Below are 16,844 nucleotides of genomic sequence, written 5' to 3' on the forward strand. Positions count from 1 at the left end.
GCTCAGATAATATTGCAAGCAATAGCTGGTGTGTCATTTTTCTACTGCGCTAAAAATGGTAGTATTGCGACCTTAGCGATAGATGGTACCCGTTTCGGTTTGGCTGAGCATAGCTGAACTATCACCAAACTATTATTCATGTAAGTTTATCAGATTTTTATAAGTGGTTATTAGCAAGTATGGCAAAAAAAAGTAAATTCTTGTCTTGGTTTGGTTTTGGCAAATCAGAAAAACAACAAGCAGAGCAAACAGCAAATGAGGCTGATAACCAAAAGCAATTAGAAGAACAACAGTGTATTGAAGCTGAAAAAGCGCAAGCGGCGAGCTTAGAGCAGGAACGTATTGCAGCAGAAAAAGCTGAAGCCGAGCGTGTAGAACAAGAACGCATTGCAGCAGAAAAGGCTGAAGCTGAACGTATCGCAGCAGAACAGCAAGCAGCAGAGCAACGTCGTCAAGAACAACAAGCGCGTCTTGCAGAGCAAGAAGCGGCCATGAAGTTAGAACAAGAACGTATTGCAGCGGAACAGGCACAAGCTGAGCGCATAGAGCAGGAACGCGCTGCGGCAGAAAAGGCTGAAGCTGAACGTATCGCTGCAGAACAGCAAGCAGCAGAGCAACGTCGTCAAGAGCAACAAGCGCGTCTTGCAGAGCAAGAAGCGGCCATGAAGTTAGAGCAAGAGCGTATTGCAGCTGAACAGGTGCAGCGTGAAGCAGAGCAAATTGCAGCACAAAAAGCTGAAGCCGAACGTGTAGAACAAGCACGCGTTGCAGCAGAAAAAGCAGAGGCCGAACGTGTAGAGCAAGCACGTGTTGCAGCCGAGAAAGCTGAAGCCGAACGTGTAGAACAAGAACGCATTGCAGCAGAAAAGGCTGAAGCTGAACGTGTAGAACAAGAACGCGTTGCAGCCGAAAAAGCTGAAGCTGAACGTGTAGAACAAGCACGCATTGCAGCCGAAAAAGCTGAAGCTGAACGTGTAGAACAAGCACGCATTGCAGCAGAAAAAGCTGAAGCTGAACGTTTAGAGCAAGAGCGTATTGCAGCCGAAAAAGCTGAAGCTGAACGTTTAGAACAGGAACGTATTGCAGCAGAAAAAGCTGAAGCTGAACGTGTAGAACAGGAACGTATTGCAGCAGAAAAAGCAGAAGCTGAGCGTATAGAACAAGCTCGTATTGAAAAAGAAAAAACAGAGCAAGTTACTGATAAACCGAAAAAGGAAGGCTTTTTTGCCCGCCTTAAAAAAGGCTTATTAAAAACTCGCGTTAATATTGGCTCGGGCTTTGCCTCTATTTTTAGTGGTAAAAAAATTGATGATGAGCTATTCGAAGAGTTAGAAACACAGCTATTAACGGCTGATTTAGGTGTCGATACAACCATGAAGTTGATTGATAACCTAACAGATGCAGCCGATCGAAAACAACTTAAAGATGGCGATGCACTTTACGAGCTAATGAAGCAAGAAATGGCCGCAATGTTAAAGACAGCTGAGCAGCCATTAACTGTGCCAGAAAATAAAAAACCGTTTGTTATTTTAATGGTGGGTGTAAATGGGGTGGGTAAAACCACGACCATTGGTAAGCTTGCTAAGCAATTCCAAAATGAAGGCAAATCAGTCATGCTGGCTGCGGGGGATACTTTCCGTGCCGCCGCGGTTGAGCAATTACAAGTGTGGGGCGAGCGTAACAGTATACCTGTTATTGCACAGCATACTGGTGCAGACAGTGCATCGGTTGTGTTTGATGCCTTTCAAGCGGCGAAAGCTCGTAATGTAGACGTATTAATCGCGGATACAGCAGGGCGCTTGCAAAATAAAGATAACCTCATGCAAGAGCTTGAAAAAATAGCGCGTGTAATGAAGAAAATCGACCCAGATGCGCCGCATGAAGTCATGCTAACAATTGATGCGGGCACGGGGCAGAATGCTATTAGCCAAGTAAAACTATTTAATGAATGTGTTGGCTTAACGGGTATTACCTTGTCTAAACTGGATGGGACAGCAAAAGGGGGGGTTATCTTTGCTGTGGCAGATAAGTTTAATATTCCAATTCGTTACATAGGCGTTGGCGAGGGAATCGACGACCTGCGTACTTTTAATAGTAATGACTTCATTGATGCGTTGTTTAGCCAAGATGAGGACGACGTATAATTCATAAAAAAGGGAGCATGCTCCCTTTTCAGCTGCAAGATGATTGATAACTAAAATGATAAATTTTCAGCAAGTCAGTAAAACATACCCCGGCGGTCACCGTGCGCTGGAAAAAGTCAGTTTTCATATTAAGTCAGGCGAGTTGGCTTTTTTAACTGGGCATAGTGGCGCAGGTAAAAGTACATTATTAAAGCTGATTAGTTTGATGGAACGTCCATCGGCTGGCAAAGTACTAATTAATGATATTGATTTAAATGCTGTTAAGTCTCGTCAAATTCCTTATGTACGCCGTGATATAGGGATTATTTTTCAAAACCATCGTTTGTTAGAACGCTATTCGGTATTTGATAATGTCGCTTTGCCGTTGATTATTGAAGGCACACACCATAAACAAATTGCAAAGCGTGTGCATGGTGCGCTTGATAAAGTGGGCTTACTTGATAAAGCCAAATGTAACCCTGCGACTTTATCTGGAGGCGAGCAACAACGTGTGGGAATTGCGAGGGCTATCGTAAATTCACCGCCTATTTTGTTAGCTGATGAACCGACCGGTAATTTAGACCCCGAACTTTCAATGGATATTTTACGCTTATTCGAAGACTTTAATAATCATGGTACGACGGTGTTAATTGCCACCCATGATATTGGTTTAATTGCACGGATGCGCTATCGCAGCCTAACCCTTAAAGATGGACGTATGATCCAGGATCCATTAGCTGAGGGAGCGCTATGAGCCTATTATTTAAAAGTAGAGCCAGTCACAATGATCGTCAGCAGAAATCAATTCTAGCGGCGCCGTATTTCTTTTTTATTAACTTAATCCGTCAAGGTGTGCATAGCTTAGGTGAAATGTGGCGCACGCCACTTGCCTCCTTGATGACTATTGCGGTATTAGGGCTAAGCTTAACGTTACCAGCGACCTTGTATTTAGTCGTGAAAAATGTGTCTCAGGTAAGCAGTGGGTTTGAAGATGCCGCTGAAATTTCGTTGTTTGTTAAAGAGTCTATGACAGAGCAACAAACACAAACATTAGTCAAACGTTTAGCGCTTTACCCTGAAATCGATAAAGTTGAGTTTATTTCTAAAGCAGATGCGCTTGTTGAATTTAAGCAGGTGTCAGGATTTGGACAAGCATTAGAATACTTAGATGCGAATCCACTGCCCGATGTTGTTATTGTGACACCGACGGCACGGTATCGTCAGCCAAATGCTGCTGAACAGTTACTAAAAAAACTTGAAGATGAGCGTGAAGTTGATTTTGGTAAACTGGATATTGCATGGCTTGAGCGCTTAAACGCACTGTTAAGCTTATTAAAAGAGAGCGTCATTACCATTGCTTTACTATTATTAACCTCGGTGACTTTGATCATTGGAAACACGATTCGTTTATCTATCATGGATAAAAAGGAAGAGATCCAAGTTATGAAATTAGTGGGGGCAACAAATGCATTTATACATGCGCCATTTTTATGGACGGGTATTTGGTATGGCATTATCGGTGGACTATTTTCATTTATTTGTGTTGCTTTGATGATGTGGTGGCTAGGTGCAGCGGTGAGCGAAGTCGCGGGAGTTTATGGAAGCCGTTTTAATTTAATCGGTTTGACGTTATCTGAATTTGCCATTTTAGTTGCACTTGCAACGGGGCTTGGTTTTGTCGGCTCGTATTTGTCTGTAAATAGATATATAAAAGAAATAGAACCCGATAAAGTATAACAATAAAGTGTAACAATTCGTTGTTACACTGCTTTATTAGCACTAAATAAAAGCAGTAATAAATTTATCGCTCTTTCAATTAAAGCTAGAATTCACCGCATATTCAGCGTGTTAGCGTAGACTAAAAATAGATACAAAAACCACTTGATTTGAACGTTAAAAAAGTTTTTAATTGAAGTTAGCACTCTCGCTTAAAGAGTGCTAAGATGGTTTCAAATGTTTATCACTGAGGTGAAAAATGAGTAAAGATTTATACGCAATGGCACTTACTGCAGGTCAACAAAGCGCGAGTATGGACGGCTATCTTCAAGCTGTCAGTACGATTCCAATGCTTGATGCCGAGCATGAAAAGCAGTTAGCGACACGTCTTCAGGAAGAAGGTGATCTTGATGCTGCGAAGCAACTCATTATGTCGCACCTTCGTTTTGTAGCTCACATTGCAAAAAGCTATTCAGGGTATGGTTTACCGCAAGCTGATTTAATTCAGGAAGGTAACATCGGTCTAATGAAGGCTGTAAAACGCTTTGACCCGAGCGTCGGCGTACGCTTAGTTTCATTCGCTGTACATTGGATTAAAGCGGAGATTCATGAATACGTACTAAAAAACTGGCGTATCGTGAAAGTTGCAACGACAAAAGCGCAACGTAAACTATTCTTCAATCTACGTAAAAACAAAAAACGTTTAGGTTGGTTTAACCAAGCCGAGGTTAGCACTGTTGCTAACGAGCTAGGGGTTAGTGAAAAAGAAGTACGTGAGATGGAATCGCGTATGAGTGGCCAAGATATGGGCTTTGATTTAACGGGTGACGACAATGACGATGCACCTACAAGCACCTACTCGCCAGTACAATATTTAACTGATGGCAGTGCTGACCTTGCTGACGATATTGAAGAGCAGCAATGGCAAGAACAGTCGCATGCACGTTTATTTAGTGCATTAAAAACGCTTGATGAACGCTCGCAAGATATCGTAAGTGCTCGTTGGTTAGCTGATGATAAAGCAACCCTGCAAGAGCTTGCTGAAAAGTATAACGTGTCAGCAGAGCGTGTTCGCCAGCTAGAAAAAACAGCGATGAAAAAACTGCAAACAGCCATGAGCTAATGGAGTCACGAGCTAATTAAGAGCTCGGACTTCAGAGTTATCTCTACTATAAAGCCTCGCAAATGCGGGGTTTTCTGTTTTAAGGATGCAGTATGCCAGATACTGATTACCAACACGTACTTAATGAAATTACCAAAGAAGTTCAGCCATTATTGAGTCAAGGCAAAGTGGCAGACTACATTCCTGCACTTGCGGATGTTGAACCAAACCAATTTGCAATTGCTATTCATACAGTCGATGGTCACACTTTTTGCGCTGGTGATTGCCGTGCTCGCTTTACCATTCAGTCTGTGTCTAAAGTGATGACATTAACGCTTGCACTGCAGCGTTATGGTGATGAACTTTGGCAACGCGTGGGCAAAGAGCCTTCTGGTACTGCATTTAACTCGCTCACTCAGCTAGAGTTTGAGCAGGGTATTCCCCGAAACCCGTTTATTAATGCTGGAGCCATCGTGACTTGCGATGCCTTATACAGCCGACTTTCAGCGCCAATGCACTCGATGCTTGAATCTTTTCGTCAACTGTCAGGCAATCCATCGGTTGTGATAGATAAAAAAGTTGCTAATTCAGAGTATGAGTTTCGTCATCGCAATGCCGCTATGGCACACTTAATGAAATCATTTGGTAATTTTAATAATGAAGTCGATGATGTTTTGTGGGCTTATTTTAATTTTTGTGCCATTGAGCTTAACTGTGTGGAGCTCGCTAAAGCGTATAATTATCTTGCAAACCAAGGCAAAGACACTCGGGGTAATAAAGTACTGAGTACAAGACAAAATAAGCAGCTTAATTCGTTGCTGTTTACCAGTGGTTTATATGATGCGGCGGGAGATTTTGGTTACCGTGTTGGGATGCCCGGAAAATCAGGGGTATCGGGCACAATATTAGCCGTTTTACCTAATCAGTTTACAGTTGCTGTGTGGGCACCACGTTTAAACTCATACGGTAACTCAGTGGCTGGGATAGCCGCCCTTGAGCGTTTATCCCAGAAACTGGATATTTCGATTTTTTAATGAGTATTACTGATCCCAGTATACTTGTTCTAAACAATCTTCACGTTCAGGTAAACCACGCGATAGACGCGGAGAGTGCTGTACGAGAACTTCATAACTCGCACGGTTGGCATACTTGCTAATTTGCGCCAGTGATGAGTAAGTCATCGCTGGTTGCTGGTGTTTCGCCGAATTAGCAACATTAAGCTTGTGGTACACATTTGCAGATAAATCATGTAGCACAGCAGCGAGTGCACAATCACCCGCGCCATTGGTGTTTTTAATGCTATCAGGGCCGCCCATGAATGGGGCAGTGTGGCTGTATGCACGGATTGGGTTTTGACAATCGTCTTTTCTCATTGCACGCGAAAATTCATAGCGATTAAAGTCAGCGATAGCGCCTGGTAGCAGCGGGTACTCTGTTTCGCGTTTAAATTGCTCGTCAACATAACCGGCCATAAACAAGCCTTTTTCACCTGCAGTACAAATCACTAAGTCGGTCCAATCAAGTGCTTTATCTGCCGCAAGAAGTGGGTCTTCGAAGCCTGTAATCGCAAGGCCTTCTTCTTCATTCATTGCTAAGATATCGACATGCTTTTTAACAAAGTCGGCCCACCATAAAGGGTCTTGCTCAATTAAGAATTTAGTGCCTAGAGTCAATACCACTGGCACGTCTGCATCATTGGCATATTTAACTGCCTGCATGGTTGCTTCAGTCATGGTTTCATCACCTTGGGTACGCATTAAGTATGCGCTGATCACAAGTGCTGATGAATTTTCAATTAACTCTTTATCAATTGATTCAGGACGTAGATGATTCATTAAACCTGCGCTTATCGCGAAGGTGCGCTCACCAGTTTCATCAATCAGTGTAAAACAGCGACCAATTGGGCCATCAACAGGTTGTAAATAATCTAGATCAACCCGGCTTGATGTATTACATAAAAAACGGTACGCATAGCTGCCAATTTTAATGTTTTCACTCATTACACCTAACAACACAGAGCGATCATCAGCAAGTGTTGAGTAGTTATGCATCGTGTTACCGATGGTGCCACCTGCGAACTCGTAATCGATCATATCGTCAAGCTTTAGGCGGTCATATAATGCATTGGTAATGTCGCTATCAATTACCTGTGACATGCCACGGCGCAATTGAAATTCATCGAGGAAAGCTTGATCAACTTTCGCTTCAATATCGACAACTATTTGATCGATACCCGTTATATAACTACGTTGTAGCCGCTCGGTTGAGTTCAGTTGATTTGTTAGTGGATCTTTGGCTTCCACTGGAAAATAATGTTTATGCCTGCGGCGTCCAGGAAATTTCATTTGCTACCCGTGTATTGATATCAATTGCAAAGTGTAAATCAACAAATTTACCTAGTTGAATTGCTATTAGCTAAATAAAAAAAGCGCGAGATTATAGCGCAATATAGGTTCATTGAGCCATGATAAAGCCATTAAAATTTACTTTAATTTTTTAGTGTAGTCTTAATTATCGCCCTTTTTATCGACTAACTAGGTATAATTACAGGCAGTTTACAAGTTTTGTGTGATTTATGAGCGAACAATATAGCGACGAATACTGGATGAAAAAAGCCCTCGCTTATGCAAATGAGGCGGGAAACATTAATGAAATTCCTGTGGGGGCGGTATTAGTCAAAGACAATCAATTAATAGCGTATGGGTATAATCGCTCAATTACTGATAACGACCCTTCTGCTCATGCCGAAATGATGGCTATTCGTGAAGCAGGTAAGGCACTTAATAATTATCGGCTTATTGATTGCACTTTATATGTCACTTTAGAGCCTTGCTCTATGTGTGCAGGGCTATTAGTTCATAGCCGAATTAAGCGTCTGGTATTCGGCGCAAAAGACGCTAAAACAGGATCGGCTGGGTCTATTATGAACTTACTGCAAGAACCGCGTCTTAATCATCAGGTTGAAGTAACCGGTGAGATAATGGCTGAGCAATGTGGGGCTGTAATTTCGGCATTTTTTAAACGCCGCAGAGAAGAGAAAAAAGCGGCTAAACTCGCTGCTCGCAACGCCTAGTTAAACAACTGGCGTTGCAGGAGTTTCCTGTGCTTCCATTAATTGCATCGCGAATAAACGACGACGCCAAATAACTTTTTTGTGGGTATTGCGTAACATAATACGACGGCGAGTCGCTGTCGAATAGATAACATTCCGTTTGAACTTATGTGTGGTACGTCTTCTTTTTAACATGTGTGCTCCTTAAGTGAGAGTAAAGCATGACATTGTCCATTCCATCAATACTAGAAGATAATGATCATTTGATGACAAGTAAACAGGTTTCTCTGGCTTTAGGCTAGTTGTTATCTGGCTTTTGCTGTTCAGAGCTGGTTTGTTGTTGAGTGTCAGCTGGTTGAGCCGTATTTTCATCTAACTCAGGCGAAATGACGGGTTGTTCTTCAATGTTTTCTTCGGTGCTTGGATTGGCAATCGCATCATTTTCATCCAACCAAACCAAAGCATCGTAGTAACGGCGAATATTATCAACATACTTCACGGCAACATCGCCACGCGCGTAACCGTATTTAGTTTGACGATAATAACGCTTTTTAATGAGCAGCGGTAAGCGTTTTTTTACATCAGCCCATTTATCAGGGCTCGCGCCTTCTTGTTCTGTGATAATTCTCGCATCATTTACATGCCCCCACCCGACATTGTAAGAGGCTAATGCAAACCAAGTACGATCAGGCTGTGGGATGCGTTCTGGGATCCATGAAATGAGTTGAGCTAAATATTCGGCGCCCCCTTTGATGTTTTGCTCTGGGGCTAAGCGATTTGTTACACCCACTTGTTTCGCAGTCGCTTGTGTAAGCATCATGATACCACGCACTCCGGTGGGCGATTTTGCTTTAGGGTTCCACATCGATTCTTGGTAACTGAGGGCTGCTAACAAGCGCCAATCAATATTGCCTGCATACTGCTCAAACCACGGTTGGTATTTGGGTAAGGTTTCTTTTATGGCCTCAATATATGCCAGTGTATTTACATAATTGAACTGCCTTACATGGCCAAAATACTTTTCTTCGAGGACGTATAACTGATTATTTTGTTTTACCTCGCCGAAAAAAGGCACCATCAAAGCGTATAAAGAATCATCACCATCTTTTCTGAGTAGCCAAGCTATTGGGTCATTTCTTGTTACTGAAAAGCCAATACTCAAATTAGGGTGATAGCGTCTAAACAACGATAACGTGTGTGAATCAGCCAGTGTGTAATCTATTTCATTATCAATCACCGCCTGTAGTAGCTCTTCCTCATCCATGTCTTCTGTTTCGTGCCAAGTTAGATTGGGATGAAGTTGCTTTAGCTGTTGCAGCGCTAAGGAATGGCTGCTTTTGGCGAGTACGGTTAGGTTACCTGTTAAATCTGCAAACTCACGAGGACGAACATGCCCTTGTTTATAAACAAGCTTTTGACTAATTGTGCGGTAAGTCGGGCCGAATCGGTAGTGCTGCGCGCGAATTGTATTGTAGGTAAGACCCGATGCAATCACATCTAAATCGCCACTTTCGAGGCGAGCAAACATGTCGGATAAATTAAAAAATGGCACCATTTCAAGCTCAACACCGACGTAGTCAGCAAACTCTTGCGCCAATTCATATTCGAAACCTTGTACGCCTTGAGGGGCTTGGTAATAATTACTCGCACCCGCTAATGTGCCAATTCTAATTTTATTTTGTGCTTTGATTTGCGCTAATTGCGATGGTTGCTGTTGCATATCACACGCGCACAACATGAGCACTAGGCTAAAAATAGCGAGTAACTTTTGCATAAAAAATAAATGCCCCTTAATACATTACTTTACCGTTATAGCAAAACTTCGTTGCTGCGTCACTTGGCGAATAGTACTAACAAAAATTATGAGCGACCTTATCGTTATTTTATCAACTATAACAAGGGTCTGTATTATGACGACTGGTGAGCCTATCAACGTGAAGATTTATAACAGCTTTCATTGTGTTTAATTCCAACTGAAACTCGCATTTATACGGCGTAATTGATTTTAATAAGGGGGTGACTATTCTTTGCAATCAATACCTTGCCTAAATCGCGTTTAATTCCAACTGAAACTCGCATTTCGAGGTGGTTTGGGTATATAATACGCGCCTAAAATATCGTTCAATCCCTAACCCCGGATGAAAATACCTATGTTGATCCTTCGTGGTGCACCAGCACTTTCCGATTTTAGAGTTCAGAAAATTTTAGCGCGTTGCCAACAGGCGCAACTTCCAGTCACCAATGTTTATGCAGAATTCATGCATTTTGCTGATCTTACTGCTGAGCTTTCAGCTGATGAGCACACTAAACTGGAGAAGCTTCTTACTTATGGTCCAACTATTGCCGAGCATACACCAGCAGGGTCGTTAATTCTTGTAACGCCGCGTCCTGGTACTATTTCGCCTTGGGCATCTAAAGCAACTGACATTGCACACAACTGTGGTTTGAGCCAAGTTCACCGTGTAGAACGTGGTATTGCATATTATGTTGAAGGTCAGTTAAGTGCTGAGCAGCTTGCAGACGTTGCTGCGTTATTGCATGACCGTATGACAGAAGCAACACACGCTGAGATGGCTGATGCTGCTAAGCTGTTCCGTCATGATGAACCACGTCCTATGTCATCAGTTGACATTTTAGGTGGTGGCCGTGAAGCGCTTGCGACAGCTAATGTTGAGCAAGGTTTTGCACTTGCTGATGACGAAATTGATTACCTGGTAGAAAACTTCCAAAAGTTAGGGCGTAATCCGAACGACATCGAATTATTCATGTTTGCACAAGCAAACTCTGAGCACTGTCGTCATAAAATCTTTAATGCTGATTGGACAATTGATGGCATCGAACAGCCAAAATCATTGTTCAAAATGATCAAAAACACCTACGAGCAAAATCCTGAAAACGTACTATCAGCTTATAAAGATAACGCTGCGGTAATGAAAGGCTCGGTAGCGGGTCGCTTCTTCCCGAATAACGAAGGTGAGTACGCGTATCATCAAGAAAACATCGAAATTTTGATGAAAGTTGAAACTCACAACCACCCAACAGCTATTGCGCCATTCTCAGGTGCATCAACAGGCTCTGGTGGTGAAATTCGTGATGAGGGTGCAACAGGCCGTGGTTCTAAACCTAAAGCGGGTTTAGTTGGCTTTACGGTATCTAACTTACGTATTCCTGGTTATGAGCAACCGTGGGAAACTGATTTCGGCAAACCAGGTCGTATCGTTACTGCACTTGATATCATGACAGAAGGTCCATTAGGTGGCGCGGCATTTAACAACGAATTTGGTCGTCCTAATCTACTTGGTTATTTCCGTACATACGAAGAAAAAGTATCAAGCCATAACGGTGAAGAAGTACGTGGTTACCACAAACCTATTATGCTTGCCGGTGGTTTAGGTAATATCCGTTCTGAGCATGTTCAAAAAGGTGAAATCCCAGTTGGTGCAAAACTTATTGCACTAGGTGGTCCTGCAATGAACATCGGTCTTGGTGGTGGTGCTGCGTCAAGTATGACATCTGGCCAATCGAATGAAGATCTTGATTTTGCCTCTGTTCAACGTGAAAACCCTGAAATGGAGCGCCGTTGTCAGGAAGTTATCGACAAATGTTGGCAATTAGGTGATGCAAACCCAATCGCTTTCATTCACGATGTGGGTGCGGGTGGTTTATCAAACGCATTCCCTGAGCTAGTAGACGACGGTGGCCGTGGTGGTAAATTCCAACTACGTGATATCCCGAATGATGAGCCGGGTATGGCACCACACGAAATTTGGTGTAACGAATCACAAGAACGCTATGTACTTGCTGTTGCGCCAGAAGATTTCCCACGTTTCGAGGCAATTTGTAAACGTGAACGTGCAGAATTCGCAGTGATTGGTGAAGCCACTGAAGAGCGTCACTTAACGGTTGAAGACAGCCACTTTGGTAATAATCCTGTAGACCTTCCTCTTGATGTATTACTTGGTAAAGCACCAAAAATGCACCGCGAAGTTGAGTCTAAAAAAGCACAGTCGCAGCCATTAGATGTGACGGCAATTGATGCAGCTGATGCAGCACAGCGCTTATTACGCTTACCAACGATTGCAGAAAAAACTTTCTTAATCACCATTGGTGACCGTACGGTAACGGGCTTAGTTGCACGTGACCAAATGGTCGGTCCTTGGCAGGTGCCAGTTGCAAACTGTGCGGTAACAGCTGCGACGTATGATACTTACCACGGTGAAGCAATGTCATTGGGTGAGCGTACGCCAGCTGCACTTCTAAACTATGGTGCGTCTGCACGTTTAGCGGTGGCTGAGTCATTAACGAACATTGCATGTGCTAACATCGGTGGCCTTGAAAATATCAAGCTATCTGCAAACTGGATGGCCGCAGCGGGTCACCCAGGTGAAGATGCGGGTCTTTACGAAGCGGTTAAAGCGGTAGGTGAAGAGCTGTGTCCGGCACTTGGTTTAACGATCCCTGTGGGTAAAGACTCTATGTCGATGAAGACACAGTGGGATGAAAACGGTGAACAAAAATCAGTAACAGCTCCATTATCACTGATCATCACTGCATTCGGTCGCGTTGAAGACGTACGTAAAACAGTAACGCCACAGCTTCGCACTGATAAAGGTGAGTCATCGCTATTATTAGTCGATTTAGGTGCGGGTCAAAACCGACTGGGCGCATCAAGCCTAGCACAGGTTTACAAGCAATTAGGTGATGTAACCCCAGACGTTGATAACCCTGCGTTATTAAAAGGTTTCTATGAAGCGATGCAAGCGCTTGTTGCTGATAACAAGTTACTTGCTTACCACGACCGTTCTGATGGTGGTTTATTTACCACAATCGCTGAAATGGCGTTTGCTGGCCACACAGGCGTAACGGTTGACCTTGCAGGCTTAACGGGGTCAGACATCGAAGCACTTTATAACGAAGAACTAGGCGCAGTAATTCAAGTTGCTAACGCAGATTTAGACGCAGTTAAAGCGGTACTTGCTGATCACGGCTTAGCGGCTATTAGCCATGAAATTGGTGCATTAAATGCCGATGACCGTGTGGTATTTACTCGCGGTGATGCAGTCGTGCTTAATCACACACGCACAGAGCTTCGTACAATTTGGGCAGAAACCACTTACCAAATGCAAGCACGTCGTGATAACCCAGAGTGTGCTAAGCAAGAGTTTGATGCAAAATTTGATGCCAAAGACCCAGGTCTAAACGTTAAATTAAACTTCGACTTAAACGAAGACGTAGCTGCACCTTACATTGCAACAGGTGCAAAACCGAAAATGGCTATCTTACGTGAGCAAGGTGTTAACTCTCACTTAGAAATGGCTGCGGCATTTAACCGCGCAGGTTTTGCAGCGGTAGACGTACACATGAGCGACATTCTTGAAGGTCGTTTAACACTTGAGCAGTTTAAAGGCTTAGTGGCATGTGGTGGTTTCTCTTACGGTGACGTATTGGGTGCGGGTGAAGGTTGGGCTAAGTCAATCTTATTTAACGAGATGGCTCGCGAGCAGTTCCAAAGCTTCTTCCACCGCGAAGATACATTCAGCTTAGGTGTGTGTAATGGCTGTCAAATGCTTTCAACATTGAAAGAGTTGATCCCCGGCACAGAGCACTGGCCACGTTTTGTAACCAATAAGTCAGAGCGTTTTGAAGCACGTTTTAGCCTTGTAGAAGTACAAGAAAACCCATCGGTATTCTTTAATGGTATGGCGGGTTCTCGTATGCCAATCGCTGTTTCTCACGGTGAAGGTCATGCTGAGTTTGCTAACAGCGATGCAGTAAAAGCCGCGCTTGAGTCAGGCACTGTGGCTGTGAAGTTTGTTGATAACTACGGTAACCCAACAACGCAATACCCAGCTAACCCGAACGGTTCGCCAGAGGGTATCACAGGTATTACGTCTACAGATGGCCGTGCAACGGTTATGATGCCTCACCCTGAGCGTGTATTCCGTACAGTAGCGAACTCATGGCACCCTGATGAGTGGACAGAAGACAGCCCGTGGATGCGTATGTTCCGCAACGCACGCAAAAACGTGGGGTAGAGTTTAAGTAATCTACTTAGGTTCATATAAACCGGTTAAACTAAAAAGGCTGCACTATTAAGTGCAGCCTTTTTGTTTATAATGGGTTGAGAAGCGAGAAGCGAGAAGCGAGAAGCGAGAAGCGAGAAGCGAGAAGCGAGAGCAAAGGCAAGGAGAGTTTTTTGAAGTTTAAACGTGCTATTACAGGCTTGTTAGGTTTAGTGCTCGGGGTTTTTCTGCTTGCCTATATTTTTAGATTACCACTGACCTCATGGTACTTAACGCCTGTGCTGAGTGCTAATGGCATTGAGCTGCATTGTATTGATTGGTCACTAACAAGAAAGCTTGATTTAAAGGTCGAAAAGCTGTGTTTGAGTTATCAAGGTCAGCAATTAGAAGTTGCGGGTATACGTGCTAATAAGCAGCAAATTATCATTTCTCGTGCCAACCTTACGATCAATAGCCCCTTATCAAAAAGCGACAATCAGCGTACAGAATTAAAAAAACTTGCTTTAGACCTTCCAAAGCAAAGACCGCTTATAAATATTGAGCAGCTTGATATTTCGTCGGGTTTTAGCGCCGAGCCGGTTAGAGTCACCGTGCAAGAAAATCGCTTAAATCACTTTACAGTCAGCCGTGATATTAATGCGGATGTCACGGTTACTGGTGGTGAGATAGTCACCAATATAATGCTTAATGATGAACTTGCCGGAAGGTTTATTGCGCTGCCAAAAAATGCCCATTTTTCGACTGACTTACAGATTAAGTTCGATGGCATAACACTCAATGTGGCCAGCTCAGTTACTGCCGATTATCAACATGAACATCAGTATCAGCAAAATAAGCAAAGCATTGAACACTGTGATTTTAGCGCACAGAGCCGTGGCCAAGTAACGGCTGAATTTCAGCTCAATCAACAACAGCTCACTGCTGATTTGAGTGGTTTAAAGAGTCAAGTCGTTGTTTCACCTATTTGTTTAGATAAAATCGAACAGCAGCAATACCAAGAGTTTGCACGAGCACACACCCCCCTTACTTGGCATGTGCAGTTTACACAACCCATTGCGCTGCAACAAAAGCAGCTTTCTTTACCCGAGTTGGAACTGACTTCGAGTAATAAACAAGGCCAATTGGTGTTTAAAAATACCCAATTAGCGCTAGATGCTCCCCTTAAAACGCTTTACTCACACGCTGTAGTAAATTTCACCAGTGACGAGATAGATAAGCTAATGTTGAAGGCTCGTATTGAAGTAGGGCGCGTTAACTCTGAATTTCAACTTTCAATGGCATCACTGCCTGATTTTATTGATGTACTAGCGGATGGCGTGAGTATCAAAGGTGAAGTAGAGCTTGAGAATATACTTACTCGTCCTATAGCGGGTAATCTCAATGCTGATATATCCGTTAAAAGAGCTCAAGTTTTTGATGCGAAAGTGACTGATTTAAAAACTAAAATAAACGTGCATCTCAGTGATTCACAGAACGTAACAGCGAAACTCAATAGTGCTATAAAGTCAGCGACCTATTCAGATATGCAGATGTCGGGACTAACAAATGAGCTCACAGTGAAGAGTGATTTAAGTGTGGGAGAGTTATTTGCTGATATTAGCGCGACCAGTAAATTAGCTAAGCTAGTGACTCCTAAACTGACATTAACGAATTTGTCTGTGGTGTCAAATGCAACCCAAAGTCGCGCATTACAGGCAACGCACCATGTTTTTGTCGACGGTATTGAAGCGCTGATAACACATCATATGTCTAAGGTTGCTCATCCATTTGAGTTGGTGATACCTGAACAAGCTATGTCAAAACTCAACCCTATTTTAAAGCAGTTTGAGCCATTAGCGACGTTAACCGATGGCGTTATCTCGGGCCTTATAAAAGGTGACGTAAACTTACTGCAGGCAAGCGGGGATATTCGCATTGCTAAGCTCAGTGCGCTTTATAATGATTATCTCGCTAATGATTTTAACGTTGAGGTGAAGGGAGAGTTTAATTCAGGTCAGCTTAATATTGCCCCAACTAAATTTACACTTAATGAACTGCGTGCAGGTGCTGTGGTTACAAAATTACAAGGCCTATTACAGGTTGACGCAAATAAGCCATGTACATCAAATGTCACTGGTCTTGTGATGGGGGGAGCATTTGTTGTGAATGAATTTTGCCCGCTTGCAACAAGCCAAACTGCAATGATTAAGTTCGAAAACATCGACGCCAGCAAGTTGGTAACGCTGGATGCGGAGTCTGGTATTAGTTTATCTGGGCGCTTAGCAGGGACCTTGCCTGTCATTATAAATGAGCAGGGCATTGCCGTTAAGCAAGGGCAACTGGTTAATCAAGGCGATGGTAAATTATTGATTACTAACAATGCAGGTTTTGAAGCGGTAAAAGCACAGCAACAAGAACTAAGTACCACGCTTAGCTTGTTAGAGAATTTAGATATTAAACAATTAAAAAGCAGTGTTGATCTTAAACCGGATGGGTGGCTGCACTTAGGTGTTAACTTACAAGGCTTTAATGAAAAACAGCAGCAAGCCGTTAATTTTAACTATAATCACGAGGAAAATGTGTTTACGTTATTAAGAGCACTGCGTTTAAGTGATGAGATTACTCAAAAGGTTGAGAAAGAGTATGCAAAAAAAGGAAGCAATAATGGCTAAATGGTTAGTAATGCTAACAGCCGTCGGTTTGTTAAGTGCTTGCACACACCGCGTTGAGGTAGCAGCAAAAGAACCTATTACAATCAACTTAAATGTGAAAGTTGATCACGAAATCCGCGTTAAAGTGGATAAAGAACTCGACACGTTATTCAGTGACGACAGCGAATTATTCTAAGG

12 protein-coding genes are annotated in these 16,844 nt (G+C 43.1%); 9 read left to right on the forward strand and 3 right to left on the reverse strand.

The features are described 5' to 3' along the window. Positions 1-179: 179 nt before the first annotated feature. The 5 genes from ftsY (at position 180) to glsB (ending at position 5,975) form a co-directional block, all read left to right on the forward strand. Positions 180-2,144 carry a signal recognition particle-docking protein FtsY gene (gene ftsY, locus GZH31_RS02835; protein WP_180311354.1) on the forward strand — a complete coding sequence of 655 codons (1,965 nt, stop codon included), beginning with the start codon at positions 180-182 and terminating at the stop codon, positions 2,142-2,144. A gap of 55 nt (positions 2,145-2,199) precedes the next feature. Then, positions 2,200-2,877 carry a cell division ATP-binding protein FtsE gene (gene ftsE, locus GZH31_RS02840; protein ID WP_075594080.1) on the forward strand — a complete coding sequence of 226 codons (678 nt, stop codon included), beginning with the start codon at positions 2,200-2,202 and terminating at the stop codon, positions 2,875-2,877. After that, positions 2,874-3,860 carry a permease-like cell division protein FtsX gene (ftsX, locus tag GZH31_RS02845; protein ID WP_065978123.1) on the forward strand — a complete coding sequence of 329 codons (987 nt, stop codon included), beginning with the start codon at positions 2,874-2,876 and terminating at the stop codon, positions 3,858-3,860. Before ftsE ends, ftsX begins: the two co-directional genes overlap by 4 nt. A gap of 238 nt (positions 3,861-4,098) precedes the next feature. Then, on the forward strand, positions 4,099-4,962 hold the full coding sequence (rpoH, locus tag GZH31_RS02850) for an RNA polymerase sigma factor RpoH (protein WP_036970997.1): 864 nt from the start codon (positions 4,099-4,101) through the stop codon (positions 4,960-4,962). 92 nt (positions 4,963-5,054) lie between these two features. Continuing rightward, positions 5,055-5,975 (forward strand): glutaminase B, encoded by a 921-nt coding sequence (gene glsB, locus GZH31_RS02855; protein ID WP_036970994.1) that lies wholly within the window; start codon positions 5,055-5,057, stop codon positions 5,973-5,975. A 6-nt stretch (positions 5,976-5,981) separates the two neighbouring features. Here glsB and GZH31_RS02860 read toward each other — a convergent pair whose 3' ends face one another. Continuing rightward, complete coding sequence (locus GZH31_RS02860; protein WP_075594081.1) at positions 5,982-7,286, reverse strand: inosine/guanosine kinase; 1,305 nt, start codon at positions 7,284-7,286, stop codon at positions 5,982-5,984. A 230-nt stretch (positions 7,287-7,516) separates the two neighbouring features. Here GZH31_RS02860 and tadA point away from each other — a divergent pair, with 230 nt between their 5' ends. Next, positions 7,517-8,014: a tRNA adenosine(34) deaminase TadA gene (gene tadA / locus GZH31_RS02865; protein ID WP_065978122.1), complete on the forward strand. Its 498-nt coding sequence runs from the start codon at positions 7,517-7,519 to the stop codon at positions 8,012-8,014. On the opposite strand, the gene GZH31_RS02870 is transcribed toward tadA, so the two are convergent. Both GZH31_RS02870 and mltF read right to left on the reverse strand, forming a co-directional pair. Further along, positions 8,015-8,188, reverse strand: a complete 174-nt coding sequence (locus GZH31_RS02870) for a hypothetical protein (protein WP_162898022.1) — start codon at positions 8,186-8,188, stop codon at positions 8,015-8,017. A gap of 103 nt (positions 8,189-8,291) precedes the next feature. Further along, a complete protein-coding gene (gene mltF, locus GZH31_RS02875) occupies positions 8,292-9,767 on the reverse strand; it encodes a membrane-bound lytic murein transglycosylase MltF (RefSeq protein WP_036970988.1) in 1,476 nt (491 codons plus the stop codon). 376 nt (positions 9,768-10,143) lie between these two features. Between mltF and purL the strand changes: the two genes are divergently transcribed. From purL to GZH31_RS02890, 3 genes are all read left to right on the forward strand, one after another. Next, positions 10,144-14,028: a phosphoribosylformylglycinamidine synthase gene (gene purL, locus GZH31_RS02880; protein ID WP_074988843.1), complete on the forward strand. Its 3,885-nt coding sequence runs from the start codon at positions 10,144-10,146 to the stop codon at positions 14,026-14,028. Positions 14,029-14,189: 161 nt separating this feature from the next. Next, positions 14,190-16,667 (forward strand): YdbH domain-containing protein, encoded by a 2,478-nt coding sequence (locus GZH31_RS02885; RefSeq protein WP_180311355.1) that lies wholly within the window; start codon positions 14,190-14,192, stop codon positions 16,665-16,667. Continuing rightward, positions 16,660-16,842, forward strand: coding sequence for a YnbE family lipoprotein (locus GZH31_RS02890; RefSeq protein WP_036970983.1), 183 nt, complete (start codon positions 16,660-16,662; stop codon positions 16,840-16,842). Before GZH31_RS02885 ends, GZH31_RS02890 begins: the two co-directional genes overlap by 8 nt. Positions 16,843-16,844: the final 2 nt, after the last annotated feature.

It is taken from the genome of Pseudoalteromonas sp. JSTW (assembly GCF_013423925.1).
In the GTDB taxonomy this organism is placed as follows: domain Bacteria; phylum Pseudomonadota; class Gammaproteobacteria; order Enterobacterales; family Alteromonadaceae; genus Pseudoalteromonas; species Pseudoalteromonas lipolytica.

Bases quoted from the DNA above. Each gene is read 5' to 3' on its own strand.
- GZH31_RS02890 (WP_036970983.1), top strand. From the start codon at position 16,660: ATGGCTAAATGGTTAGTAATGCTAACAGCCGTCGGTTTGTTAAGTGCT.
- purL (WP_074988843.1), top strand. From the start codon at position 10,144: ATGTTGATCCTTCGTGGTGCACCAGCACTTTCCGATTTTAGAGTTCAG.
- GZH31_RS02870 (WP_162898022.1), bottom strand. From the start codon at position 8,188: ATGTTAAAAAGAAGACGTACCACACATAAGTTCAAACGGAATGTTATC.
- ftsY (WP_180311354.1), top strand. From the start codon at position 180: ATGGCAAAAAAAAGTAAATTCTTGTCTTGGTTTGGTTTTGGCAAATCA.
- rpoH (WP_036970997.1), top strand. From the start codon at position 4,099: ATGAGTAAAGATTTATACGCAATGGCACTTACTGCAGGTCAACAAAGC.
- mltF (WP_036970988.1), bottom strand. From the start codon at position 9,767: ATGCAAAAGTTACTCGCTATTTTTAGCCTAGTGCTCATGTTGTGCGCG.
- ftsX (WP_065978123.1), top strand. From the start codon at position 2,874: ATGAGCCTATTATTTAAAAGTAGAGCCAGTCACAATGATCGTCAGCAG.
- tadA (WP_065978122.1), top strand. From the start codon at position 7,517: ATGAGCGAACAATATAGCGACGAATACTGGATGAAAAAAGCCCTCGCT.
- glsB (WP_036970994.1), top strand. From the start codon at position 5,055: ATGCCAGATACTGATTACCAACACGTACTTAATGAAATTACCAAAGAA.
- ftsE (WP_075594080.1), top strand. From the start codon at position 2,200: ATGATAAATTTTCAGCAAGTCAGTAAAACATACCCCGGCGGTCACCGT.
- GZH31_RS02860 (WP_075594081.1), bottom strand. From the start codon at position 7,286: ATGAAATTTCCTGGACGCCGCAGGCATAAACATTATTTTCCAGTGGAA.